This window comes from Bartonella sp. AP11XZML (genome assembly GCF_042196445.1).
Lineage (GTDB): Bacteria > Pseudomonadota > Alphaproteobacteria > Rhizobiales > Rhizobiaceae > Bartonella.
This window is the reverse complement of the sequence record NZ_JBHIQF010000096.1, coordinates 23,851-35,823: the sequence shown is the minus strand read 5'-3', so window position 1 is coordinate 35,823 and position 11,973 is coordinate 23,851. Positions and strand designations below refer to the sequence as shown.

At 37.5% G+C, this 11,973-nt stretch carries 8 protein-coding genes and 2 pseudogenes; 4 read left to right on the top strand and 6 right to left on the bottom strand.

What is annotated here, in order from left to right; all coding sequences use genetic code 11:
- Window positions 1–145: 145 nt before the first annotated feature.
- From ACFIMG_RS09780 to ACFIMG_RS09760, 5 genes are read right to left on the bottom strand one after another with little or no spacing between them, the layout of a single operon-like run.
- Window positions 146–1,132 (bottom strand): type IV secretion system protein, encoded by a 987-nt coding sequence (locus ACFIMG_RS09780; RefSeq protein WP_375610597.1) that lies wholly within the window; start codon window positions 1,130–1,132, stop codon window positions 146–148.
- The gene (locus tag ACFIMG_RS09775; protein ID WP_375678468.1) at window positions 1,119–1,604 is read right to left on the bottom strand and encodes a type IV secretion system protein VirB5; all 486 of its coding nucleotides are present in this window, start codon (window positions 1,602–1,604) and stop codon (window positions 1,119–1,121) included. Before ACFIMG_RS09775 ends, ACFIMG_RS09780 begins: the two co-directional genes overlap by 14 nt.
- Complete coding sequence (locus ACFIMG_RS09770; protein WP_375678489.1) at window positions 1,601–3,946, bottom strand: VirB4 family type IV secretion/conjugal transfer ATPase; 2,346 nt, start codon at window positions 3,944–3,946, stop codon at window positions 1,601–1,603. The genes ACFIMG_RS09775 and ACFIMG_RS09770 overlap by 4 nt, the downstream gene beginning before the upstream one ends.
- A 31-nt stretch (window positions 3,947–3,977) precedes the next feature.
- Window positions 3,978–4,286: a type IV secretion system protein VirB3 gene (locus ACFIMG_RS09765; RefSeq protein ID WP_212112790.1), complete on the bottom strand. Its 309-nt coding sequence runs from the start codon at window positions 4,284–4,286 to the stop codon at window positions 3,978–3,980.
- Entirely contained in the window at window positions 4,287–4,607 is a 321-nt protein-coding gene (locus tag ACFIMG_RS09760; RefSeq protein ID WP_375638526.1) for a TrbC/VirB2 family protein, read from the bottom strand.
- Window positions 4,608–5,005: 398 nt separating this feature from the next.
- On the opposite strand from ACFIMG_RS09760, the gene ACFIMG_RS09755 reads away from it, so the two are divergent.
- Window positions 5,006–5,731, top strand: coding sequence for a hypothetical protein (locus tag ACFIMG_RS09755; RefSeq protein WP_375678467.1), 726 nt, complete (start codon window positions 5,006–5,008; stop codon window positions 5,729–5,731).
- A 1,139-nt stretch (window positions 5,732–6,870) separates the two neighbouring features.
- Window positions 6,871–6,999, top strand: a pseudogene (locus tag ACFIMG_RS09750) (hypothetical protein); the annotation flags it as partial.
- A gap of 1,021 nt (window positions 7,000–8,020) precedes the next feature.
- Here the strand turns inward: ACFIMG_RS09750 and ACFIMG_RS09745 are convergent.
- A pseudogene (locus ACFIMG_RS09745) lies at window positions 8,021–8,370 on the bottom strand (helix-turn-helix domain-containing protein).
- 1,194 nt (window positions 8,371–9,564) lie between these two features.
- Here ACFIMG_RS09745 and ACFIMG_RS09740 point away from each other — a divergent pair.
- Both ACFIMG_RS09740 and ACFIMG_RS09735 read left to right on the top strand, forming a co-directional pair.
- Window positions 9,565–10,410 carry a TIGR01459 family HAD-type hydrolase gene (locus tag ACFIMG_RS09740; protein ID WP_375612197.1) on the top strand — a complete coding sequence of 282 codons (846 nt, stop codon included), beginning with the start codon at window positions 9,565–9,567 and terminating at the stop codon, window positions 10,408–10,410.
- A complete protein-coding gene (locus tag ACFIMG_RS09735) occupies window positions 10,410–11,411 on the top strand; it encodes a bifunctional riboflavin kinase/FAD synthetase (RefSeq protein WP_375678466.1) in 1,002 nt (333 codons plus the stop codon). The genes ACFIMG_RS09740 and ACFIMG_RS09735 overlap by 1 nt, the downstream gene beginning before the upstream one ends.
- The last annotated feature ends 562 nt before the right edge of the window (window positions 11,412–11,973 follow it).

The following is an 11,973-nucleotide window of genomic DNA, read 5'->3' as shown; positions in this document are numbered from 1 at the left end:
GTTTATGTGATGCAAGATTTTGATTGGTTTTGTTGTTAGATCCAAGATGTTAGATCTTATCTGGAACAGGATCATGGCGTGTGCGCCAAAGGGCGCACACAAGGCAAAAACAAAAATGCTTATTCTTTTAAAAAGGTGCTTTATCTTAAAATCGACCACGACCGCCTCCAGATTTACCTGCTTTTGCTGCCGCCCCTGCCGCACTTCTAACAGCGTTACCGGCAGCTCCTGAGATTTGTGAAGTGGCACTTTTTACTGCATTGCCACTCGCTCTTGCACCATTGGAAAGCATTGTAAAAATCTGTCCTCCTGAAGAGACACCAGCGTTAAAGTATGGTCCGCCAGAGGCCAGCGCTGTTGCAATACCAGGAAGCGCACGGAAGATAATAACTCCTATGATCGAAATGACGATGACAGGGGGAAAAAGAACGTAAATTGATTCATATGAAACTTTGAGAACCTGTAGGATAACTTGACATATAATGGTTCCAAGCATGATTACGAGAACTTGTAAAATGGTAAAATTGATCAAAGTTGTAATCCATGCATCGGAGTATTTTCGCGTTGCATTGAACAAATACAAACTAATGAATAGAGGCCCAAGACCTATAATCATGACGAGTGCAACTTGTGCAAACATTTGCACAATAAAACCACCTATACAAAAAAGAATAACCGCGAGAAGCATGATAGAACCAAGAAGACCCACAATGATCTTTTCAAAAAACCAAGCATTGTATAAGACTTCTTGATAACGCGAACTTGCCTTTAACAAAATATAATCAAAAACATTGGAGCTTGCAGGATTACTGTTAAGCGCATTCCCAATAGCATTGGATAAATCATTGAAGAAAATATCCTTGACATAAGTATTAAATGTATCCGCATTTGTTGCCATTGTTGTAACAACAACGATTTTAACAACATTATTGAGAAGACTATGCATGGAAAGCGCAACGCGACCTGTCATAACATTATAGCCATAAAGAAAGATAAAAATGATTGCGGCGAGATTTAAGGGCGCTGAAATAGCAGAAGACAGCCCACTCACCGTCGTGTCCATCACATTATCAAGGGGTTTTAAAATATACCCAGAAACGCTTTCAAAGGGAGAAAAACTAAAGTCTGACATTTGTACTCGTACTTTCAAGTTTTTCTTTTAATTTCTTTTCTTTTTCTTTTAATTGTGCCTCAAGATATTTATGCTTTTGTTGTTCCTTTTCTTCACGTAATTCATCTTTTGTCTTCGTATCTCTTGCTTGAATCATATCAAGAGACTGAAGTTTTAAAGAACTTACTTGAAGACCTGCTTGAAGAAGAGAAAGCTTTACTTGAAGATCTTGCCGAAGAGCTTGCAATTCTTCAGGTTTTATGTCTTTTTGTGATTTAAGTTGTTCAAGCTGATTATTTATTTCTTTGATTTTATTTGCAGTTTCAGTTGCGCTTTTATAAATGTTTTCAGCTGTTTCAGATTTTGCAGTATTTAATTTTTGTGTGTTCTCGAGTGCTTGTTTATAATATTCATCTACATCGGGTGTTGTTTGCGCTATTGCATGAGAAATAAAAGAAAAAGATAACAGTGTAACTAAGCCATATTTTTTCATTGATTTTTTCTCCTTTGATAAAATATGGGCAGCCATTTGTCAGGGGCAGCTCCATATTCGTTGATAATTTCATTCATGAGTTCAATGTTTTTTGTTGTGCCGCTTAAAACGGCGATCTCATCATTCATTCCACGTAAGTTAAGTTCTGCAACGACGGAACTTTGTCCTTGTTTGATGAGAAAACGACGGGATTCTCTGCTTAACTCTGACTGTATCAGTTCAAATTCACGCTCAGTAAGTTTGAAAGCTTCGACATAATCATTGTAATTTGCTTTTTGATTTGGAAAAAATATTTGGGTGGGGCATTGCTCAATGATTGTGTGCGCGATTGTTGAGTTCAAAGCATCTTTAGGGCTTTGTGTTGCAAAGAGCATCATGCCATTTTGTTTACGAATTGTTTTTAGCCGATCTTGCGCAAAAGCTTTAAATGAATCATCTTCTAAAGCTTTCCAGAATTCATCAACGACGATAATGATGCGCCGCCCATCAATCAGATCAAGAATGCGGTGAAAGAGATACATCATTAAGGGGCGCCGAATTTCTTCATTATCTAAGAAATCGGTCATGTCATAGCCAATGAACTGCGCATTTAAATTGAGATCATCTTGGTCATTATCAAAAACCCATCCTAAATCATTGCCTCTAATCCAGCGTTGCAGCCGTATGGCAATTCCTTCTTTGGATGTGTTGTCAAAAAACAGTTGAAGGGCACCAAGAGAGCGCTGGGTTGGGGGTAAGTTTTCCAAGGAATCAATGGCTTTGGCGATATCTTGTCGCTCTTCTTCTGTTACGATTTGCCCTTCAGCGGTCACCAGCTTTAAGATCCAATTACGAAGAAAGATTTTATTTTTTTCGGTGTATTCCATGCCCTTTAAGGGAGCAATACCCGTGGGCTGCCCATTTTTTAAAGGTTTGTATTTCCCTCCTCCAGCCCGTACAAAAATCTCTGCTCCTTGATCTTTATCAAAAAAAACCATAGTTGGATTGTGTTTTTGTAATTGTGCAAGAAGAAAATTAACAATCACTGTTTTACCAGATCCTGATGGACCACAAACAAATGTGTTTCCAAGATCGCCATAATGAAAATTAAAATAGTAAGGTGAACCAGCCTGTGTTTTTAGCAATGCGACAGCAGCTCCCCAAACATTATCGTTCAGTTTGCCAACAGGGAAAGAATGGAAGGGCGATAAAGCGGCAAAATTTCTGCTGGTAATGGCGCCTGAACGCGCACGATAGCTAAAGTTTCCAGGAAGCTGTGCCCACCATGCTGCTTCCAATCCTAAATCTTCTCTGGCAATCACGGCTCCCCCATTGGTTAAATGGGAACGTGCTTTTGATAAGTTTTCAGACAATATTTTGGGATGATCAGCAAAAACAGCTAAAGAAATGTGGTGTTCTCCCAAAACAAAACGGTTTGATTCTAAATCATCTAGCGCTTCATCCAGTGCATCGATTTGTGAGCTGGCACGGTCAGCTGCATTGATCATTTGATTTTGTTTGCGGCTCATAATCGCACTGGCGGCTGCCTTACTTTTAAAAACAAAGGATTGTGTTAAGATGAATTCAAATGGCACCGTAAGCAGACCATCAGTCATACCTGGGCGTGTTTTAGAAGGATACTCTTTCCATCCAAACATGCCCACAAAGCGTTCATTGCTTTCATGGCGAATTTCGATAATTTCTTTCCCAAAAATAACACGATCCGAGTAAATTGTTGAAGCAATAGTTCCAAATGTGAGAGGAATACGCTCACGTCTTCCCCCCACTAGCTGGTGGAGAAATTCACTTTGTTCGGCAAATAAAAGTCCTTCATGTTCATAGATTGATAGTAGACGGACTTCATACTCTTCCAAACCTTGCATAAGATCTTGACTTAACTCTTCGAGTTTACGAATAGCTTCCTCATCGGGCTCAGATTGTGTTTTCTTCGCTTTGCTCAAGCGCTGAAAAAATGAAACCAGCTTTTCTGTTTTATCTGCGGCCGGATTCCAAAGCAGTGAAATAAATAGATCATTTCTATACAGTTCTTGCGAAACCATTTTCTTTTTATATTTTTCATCTAATGTTGTTGCAAAAGATGAAAGAAAATGACCCTCTGGGTATATCGTTTCACGGCGGCGGATGATGTGAGAATATAAAGCAAGCCGCTCATCTGCGATATTTTTTAAAAGGGTATTTAATTGGTTGTGTAAAGAATTTAATTGATCAATATCCGCAGTGTCAAAATTTATACCCTCAACAGCCATCACAACCATTAAACAGCGTGAATTTAAAGCAACGACATGTTGGTTGATGTAGCGTATATAGGGAATATATTCTTCAGGCAAAGTTTCCCGTTTCATTATTGACTTCTGTTTCACCAGTTTCGTTCCTTCAGCTTAGTTCCTTATAAGTGCGGATAAGGCGTAAAGGGGAGGTTGAACCTCCTCCCCATCGGTTGAGGTTTTTTTGTTTTCCTCGGGTATTGAGCCATGCAAATAATACGCGAAATTGGTTGTGATCGTACTTTGTCACTTCTCGCAAAATAAAGTGCATCCCAATCCCAAGACCAAACATGGTAAAATCACTGGTCAAAATGAAAAGAATGGATGTTGCCATGACATTGAGCGCCATCGCTTCCATTGTAACACCAGCAAACATGGCTGGGCGCGTACAGGCAAGGAAAAGAGTATCTTCGTTCATTTATGTTGTGCCCGCTAATTTACCGACGAGAGTGGGGGCACCAAAAACAATAGCAATCCCCAGAACACAGTAAGCTGCTTTGCGTAAATCAATAAAGCCGTACATCCAACCAATCCCCACAGCAGCAACACATATAATAGCAATAAGCCTTGCCGTTGGACCCGTCATCATTGTGACGATGTTGTCTAAAACACCATCAAGCTTCCCGAAACCACCTCCATTAGTAGAAGAAGCAGCATAAGAAGGATCTGATACAAGCAATGCTGTAAAAAGCAGCATGGTCACGATAAAAATGATGTTTTGGAATCTATTATCTGTCATTTTACCTCTCTTTAACAAATAATATTTGTTCATATGTCGACATTCCATTGCCTCTAACAAACTGGAGAGTGCTGTCATTTGATGACAGTTTAATTCTTCTCGTTTGTTTGTTTTAAAAGCCTTGATCGTGGATCTGTTCACTCTCAAGCTCTTCTTCGTAAAGAGACAGAAGTCTTTTCAAATTGAGATTGTGTTACATGAAAATGGCAATTTTAAGTTGTGTATATTGGTAAAAATAACAATATTAAAATAATGAAAGAAAGAATATCATTCTTTACAAAATGTAGTTAATCTGCAACACTTATATTTGGATTTTTTCTTTAAAAACAAGGGGATTGCTGATCAATAATCTGACATGATAGGAAAAAAACGAATTTTTTGAGCGAGCGTGTTAAGAGATGCTATTTAAATTGATTGTTATTATTTACATTATGGGGGCCACAGTGTGGGGATTAAGCCAATATAAAGATAAAATGGATTTCAGCATTCTTAAAACATTTGAGATGCAAGATATCCAAGATATTGTCGATCTCTATCGAGAAGAAAAAAAGTTAGGTAAATCTATCACCAAACAGCAATTAGAAAAAAATGAAACAGCTCTCGATTTGCAGAAGAGTGTTTCATTAAATGATGTTGCAAATAATGCTGTTGTTTTTCATGGTAAGGCTTCTGTTACAAGTGGGGTTACATTTAAATTACTGACGCCTGCTGCACAATCTTGGCGCTCACATATCTCCCGTGATATTCATCTTTATGGTGTGGATACATGTGCACCCCGTCAAAAAGTAAGATTAAATGATCAAGAATGGCCCTGTGGTGCGGTTACAACGGCTTGGCTTGTCACCAAAACACTTGGACAGGATTTATCCTGTAAACAGGCTTTGATGCACAATGGTGTTTATTATGCGCAATGTTTTGTTCAAGGGGTTGATTTAGCTGAGGAAGGTCTTAAAGAAGGTATGTTGGTACTCTCAAAAGAGGGGAAAAATCCTATTCCAGCCCAGTATCATCATGCGGAAGAAAAAGCACGTGGCAACAAGATTGGTCTTTGGTCGAGTGATTTCACTGAACCTTTAAAATGGCGGCGAGATAATGGATCCTATAACCCCTTTGCTAGTCCATGATTGGTTTTAACGAACATATTTACTTAAATTTTTATAGAGAAAACTTTATCAATAAAATTGTACCAAATCGTAGAGCAAATTTGAATAAACGGTGAGATTATTTTCGTTTAGGAAGTAAATGGATGGTACTTCCCTTTTCAAGGGAGGGTTGCTTTCAAAATCGCTTCTCTATTTTTACTTATGTGTTTTATAAAAGCGGGAAAATGTCATTGTTGGTGGCAAAGCATTTTTGAGTATTTTTGTTTGAAGGAGAAAGTGAGGCGATAAAAAACGCTCAAGAAACGGATTTCTAGAGCGGTGTTGATAAAAGTAAAAAATGAACAGACCCAAAAATGGTGTAACGTTTGATATAACGGATAAAATCTTTCACAATGCCTTAAAAGAATTCATAGCAAAAGTTTTTTCATCAGAATTTTGTCTTCAGGATTGGATCACGTTTTTTACTTCTTTAAAAGTGATCAATCTGTTGCATTCCTTGAAAAGCTTTCATAATTATCTGCTTTTAAATTCAGACTTCCAAATGATGGATGGATTTCAAATAGACTCTACACGAAGAAATCTTCGTAAAATGATTTGCATTGCTGATTGTTTTCTATATATCACAAAACGTTTCTATTTAGTCCTCGATGGAGGAACAATAATCAACATACAAATAGGTAAAAAGAGCTCATACTTTTTTGTTATGGCTGCATAGTCCATTGATCGTGAGACTTAAGTATTATAATGCTCATAGGCTTTCTATAGGGTTAGGGGCGATGCCTATTGCAATGTAACTATTTGAAATCAGTTGGACGAAAGCATTAATGCGTCTTCTGATTTCATCATTTGTATTCAGTTTGGGCTCTTTCCTTTCTCATTGTATTTTATGACAAACTCATACGATGGCTATTGTGAGCTCTTCTTGCGTTATTTTACTCAGAGTATTCACTTTGAAAGCAAGCAAGTGATAGTGAGGCTGTATTCTCATACAGTGTGAAAATTCAACCCTCATTTGGGGGGATGATATTAACAGATAAGGTATTTAAAGAGGGATAAAATGAAAAAAAATTATTTTATTATGCATTCGTTGTGGGGTGTGAAAAACCTATAGCGTAGAAGATTTTAAAAAAGATGCAAAATTAAGAGAAGAATGGGGAACGAAGTGTTCTCTTTCAGGACAAGCTGTTAAGGAATCTAAAAACTGTCAAAATGTTTTACAAGCAGATACTGAAATGTTTTTCTCGCCAAAGCTTGATGTTACAGACCGTGGTCATGCATCTCAACAGTAAAGTGTGATATAAAAATTCTAAAATAAAGAAGTTACGGCTCAACGAATGCTCGCTTCTTCAATTGTTATAGCGGAATTTTTTTATCATTTTTTATCTTTCAGATGAGCTCCCCAAATCATATTCGCAATCCTATTGTTTGTTTCAACTTTATCAGATTGAGGATTATGATCATGAGAGAACTGGATAGTATTGTCTTATAGAAATATTTCTCAAGGTATCCAAGCCTATTTTGCGACGCTGTTCGTAAAGGGTATAACGGTAAAGCCATTGAGCACCATCGTTACGCTTCATAACGGAGTAAGGCCGGGCCCGGCACCATCACATAGTTTGCCAGCTCGTGGGTGTTGTTTACAGCCCTTGGTACTTGAGACGGTTCGTTTGAGGCATTTTTAATTCTTACTTAATAGTTTTTATCCATACGCCTCTTCCCACTTGTAACCTGCAAGAGATATAGTTTTGGTTGATTCAACATGGAACAAGTCTGAAATGAAAGAATCTTACGATATTCTGGATTCTCATTCAACATGTAAAACAATAAATTGTCTTTGTAAATCAATGTGTTGCCTTATGATAGAGTTGCTGTAGCATTGAGATTTTAGAGGAAAAATATGCCTTTAAGACTTTATAACAGATACTAAGTCTTTAATAGCAGGTATTTTAAATGTACATCATTTAAAATAAATAGAGCGTCCATAGCGAAAAGGGGGACACTCTTTAAATACAGATAAATACTTATTCTGTTGTGCTGTAAAACGCTATTGTTTGCGGGTGTGGTGATATAAGACATAAAACTTTATACATGGGGTGTTTTGATAAGAGAGTGTGATGAATATTCAAGGGAGGGCTTGTTTATATAATTTTGTGAAAGGAACCATATGAAATGGGAAGCTGAGAAGGAGCTATTTTTGAAAAGGCGGATCGTTTATCAACCGGTTTGAGGAGGGGGGGCATCCTTTTGGGGTGTGGGGAGAAAGACAAGAATAGGGTGTGTAGCACTTTATAGCTATGCTTTTAAAGCGTTTTAATTTTGATCACAAATTAAGTTTAAAATCGCTTTCTGCTTGACAGATGTGAGGACTCTAAAACTTTTTAAAAGCAAATATTCCTCTTTGCTCGAGGCGAATGGTACGGGGTGTTGTCTTTTTTGATGATATCAGTGTAAAAAAAGGCAAGTGGAACATTCAAAATATCGGAAATTTCCTTTAAACGCCCTGCGCTCACGCGATTTAAGCCTTTTTCATACTTTTGGATTTGTTGGAAAGTGACACCTAAATGATGCCCTAATGTTTTTTGAGACATTTTTAGCACTTTTCGCCTAAAGCGAATTTTTTTGCCTACAAAAAGATCAACATTAAGATTTTGAGCTTGCATTTTCCCCCTCAGGTGCGAGCGCCCTCGCATTGGTATTCCGGGAGCTTGAAAACACTGAACCCTAGTCAGCATTTTGCTTTTAGTGCTTGGAGCACCTGGACATAGCAAAATCTCCCGGAATTCCGGGATACCCACATAGTGGGTTTATTTTTACGCTAGGGTTTCGGATTTTCAAGACCCCTTTTGATCGTTGCGTATGCGATCAAAACATTTTTCGATTCATAAAGTAATTTTAGGAGATTGGCAATAAAAATAGTTTTTCTTGAGACGGATAGATTTTTTTAAATAGGAGGTTGTTTGCCTTTCAAAGTTTTAAGGTTTGCTTACTCAACTCATGACATCAGATATGCATTTTACGAAGGTAAAACTTGGTTTTTAAGCTCAAAGGCACCGCTTACGGTATTGCTCTTAACCAATAACCAAAATGGCTTGTTTTGATGCGTCTGAGATATCATGATGATAGGGGAAAGCTTTTATGAGTAAAGAGCCCTCATGCAAAATAAACTCAAAACATTATAGATCTGATTGTTGTACATTTACATGTTTGTTTTAGAAGATATTTCTCAATGTTAGCGCCTATTTTACAATGGTGCTTCGTAAAGTATGTAGCGTAAAAGCCTCTATGAATGGGATAAAAGCTATATTGCTATCTTTACTGAAAAAAAGATGCTCGGACGGTACATACTCTCTGCCAGTTCAAAATATTACGACAGTTTTTGCCTTGAAAGGGAGCATAAGAGCTATTTTTTCTTTCTTCACGTGTTTTTATCTGTACGCTCTCTGCTTATAATGTGTAAGCGAAAAGGTTTTGATTGATTCAATATAAACAAATTTGAAATGAGAAAATATATTGGGCTTTCTCATGATGCATGTTTTTAAGAGGGGGATACGTTTATTTTCTCAGTGAAGAATTTGAGTATTTTAGATAAAAAACTCTATCAACGTCGTTGTTGTTAGAATTAAAATTTTTATGAGAAAAATGAGCATTGGGGAATGATAAGCTTTTGCTATCAAGCATTTTAGAATTTTGCACAACTTAATGATAACTTAGTTATTTTATCATTTCTTATGATCTCTATAGACGATAAAAAGTTGGGATATGGTTTGAGAAAGCAGATGACACAAGTATTATCTTTCGGTAAGTAGTTTTGAAGTAAAAGACAGCTTTAAATGACAAATAGAGATAGGTGCTCCATGAATGAACTTACCCATATTGAGACTATTATAGCGCATTATGATGCTGTTTTTTGTGATGTGTGGGGTGTTGTGCATAACGGTGTACATGCATTTGAACCAGCGTTGAAGGCGTTGTATAAAATCCGACAAATGGGAAAAACTGTCATTTTATTAACTAATTCTCCTCGGCTACGGGAAGATGTTGCTGCTCAATTACAAAGCATGAATGTTCATAGCGACTATTATGATGCCATTATCACTTCAGGGGATGTAACGCGCGATCTCATTCAGACTGCTCCACGTAAAGTTTTTTTCATTGGTTCACAACGTGATTTGGTGCTGTTTGAAGGGTTAGAGTGTGAATTTGTTGAAGAATGGGAGGCTTCTGTTGTCGTCTGTAGCGGTTTTCTTGAAGATTTTGACGAAGAACCCTCTGCTTATGAGGAGATGTTTCGTCGCATGCGGTCACGGAATTTACCTTTTATTTGTGCGAACCCAGATGTGATTGTCCATTATGGAAATAAAGAATTTTGGTGCGCTGGTGCATTGGCTCGTCTTTATCAACAATTAGGGGGGGAAGTGCGCATTGCTGGAAAACCTCACGCGCCTATTTATGAATGTGCCTTTGAAAAACTTCAAAAAATACGGGGAACAGTAGAAAAAAGTCAAGTTTTAGCTATTGGTGATGGTCTTTTAACGGATATTAAGGGGGCGGCTCACTTTGGTCTTGATGCCCTTTATATTATGGGGGGGATTCATCATTATGATTATACGCAAAAGGGTGTGGTTGATAAGCAAGCTTTGCATTCTTTTCTTGAACATCATGGTTATAAACCACAAGCAATCATGTGGGCACTTCAGTAATGACTAAATTTTTGCGTCTTCAGGGAATTCATATGTTTCCCTCGGCTTGGCGGGGAGCAGTGTTGGCACTTGGAAATTTTGATGGTGTTCATTGTGGGCATCAGGTGGTGTTGCAAAAAGCACTTGATTTCGCGCGTATAAAAAAGAAACCATCTGTTGTTTTAACGTTTGAACCCCATCCAAGAAGTTTTTTTCAACATTCAGCTCCTGTCTATCGTTTGACAGAGGCAGCTGAAAAAGCTGAAATTTTTAAAACCCTTGGTTTTGACGGCGTGATTGAACAGCCCTTTGATGCACAGTTTGCCGCTCTTTCAGCGGACGAATTTATTAAGTTGTTTTTAAAGGAAGTTTTTGATGTTTCAGTTGTGGTGACAGGCGAAAATTTTCAATTTGGTCATCAGAAAAGTGGAAATGTACATCTTCTTTGCCAAAGGGGAGAGAAATATGGATTTGAGGTTGTGCAAGTTCCTTGCGTTGCTCGTCCTCAAGAATCACAATCTTTGATTATTTCCTCGAGTTTTATTCGGCAACTTCTCTCACAAGGGGAAGTGGACAAAGCAGCCCATTTGTTAGGGTATCACTATCGGATACGCTCCAATATTATTCAAGGTGAAAAACTTGGACGTCTTTTGGGATTTCCTACCGCTAATCAAATGTTGCCTCCCCAAGTTCGTTTGGCTCATGGTGTTTATGCGGTACGTTTGCGTCGTGCGAACGGTGTTTTGTATGATGGTGTTGCAAGCTTTGGTTGTCGTCCAACGGTTGTTAAGGATGGGGCGCCCCTTTTGGAAACCTATTTGTTTGACTTTAACGACGACCTTTATGGGGAAAGCTGTACCGTTTCTTTTTTCCAGTTTTTGCGAGGACAAGAAAAATTTGATGGGCTTGAACCTTTGATTGCGCAAATGCATCGTGATGAAAAAAAAGCAAAAGAAATTTTAAAGACAGTACAACCATTATCAACGTTGGATAGGCTGCTTACTTTTAAAAATATGTCCTAAACTGATCTGAAAAAGAGAGAAGAGCCGTAAAAATAGCACTTAAAGTGATTATAATCACAAAGATATATTCCAAAACATCGTGGAATATATGTTTTTTCCGTTGTTGAGAGGGAGAATCGAATATCTGAAGATCTGATTTTGGCATCATTTTTTTCAAAGTTAACGTTATGGTTTTTGTTGTCATTCAAAACTTTACTGCTTGTTTCTTTCTGATACGTTAAAACTTATCACAAAAGATGCAGTAATGGATAAGTATAAAGTGTATTAGGCAATGATAATAATATAATGTGAAGAGGGAGAAAGGCTGTTTTTAAAATTTCTTGCGATCTTAAGCTTATAGTTTGATAAAATTTAATTGATGACTTTTTTTTATTTTAAAAGTTTATTGTTTCTTCTTTCTAATTTGGCTTATTATGTCATTTATGCTGTATCATCGTTTATGATGAGAGTTGGTTCGTGTAACCTTACGCATGTGATATTTTGTATTATGTAATGAATATTTTTAAAAAAGTTTTGTTTGTCGAGTCTTGTGAAGAAGATTAGTGGTCAGCAGCAGTTTTCG

Coding starts and splice junctions, on each gene's coding strand:
- ACFIMG_RS09780 (WP_375610597.1), bottom strand. CDS start 1,132: ATGTCAGACTTTAGTTTTTCTCCCTTTGAAAGCGTTTCTGGGTATATT.
- ACFIMG_RS09775 (WP_375678468.1), bottom strand. CDS start 1,604: ATGAAAAAATATGGCTTAGTTACACTGTTATCTTTTTCTTTTATTTCT.
- ACFIMG_RS09770 (WP_375678489.1), bottom strand. CDS start 3,946: ATGAAACGGGAAACTTTGCCTGAAGAATATATTCCCTATATACGCTAC.
- ACFIMG_RS09765 (WP_212112790.1), bottom strand. CDS start 4,286: ATGAACGAAGATACTCTTTTCCTTGCCTGTACGCGCCCAGCCATGTTT.
- ACFIMG_RS09760 (WP_375638526.1), bottom strand. CDS start 4,607: ATGACAGATAATAGATTCCAAAACATCATTTTTATCGTGACCATGCTG.
- ACFIMG_RS09755 (WP_375678467.1), top strand. CDS start 5,006: ATGCTATTTAAATTGATTGTTATTATTTACATTATGGGGGCCACAGTG.
- ACFIMG_RS09740 (WP_375612197.1), top strand. CDS start 9,565: ATGAATGAACTTACCCATATTGAGACTATTATAGCGCATTATGATGCT.
- ACFIMG_RS09735 (WP_375678466.1), top strand. CDS start 10,410: ATGACTAAATTTTTGCGTCTTCAGGGAATTCATATGTTTCCCTCGGCT.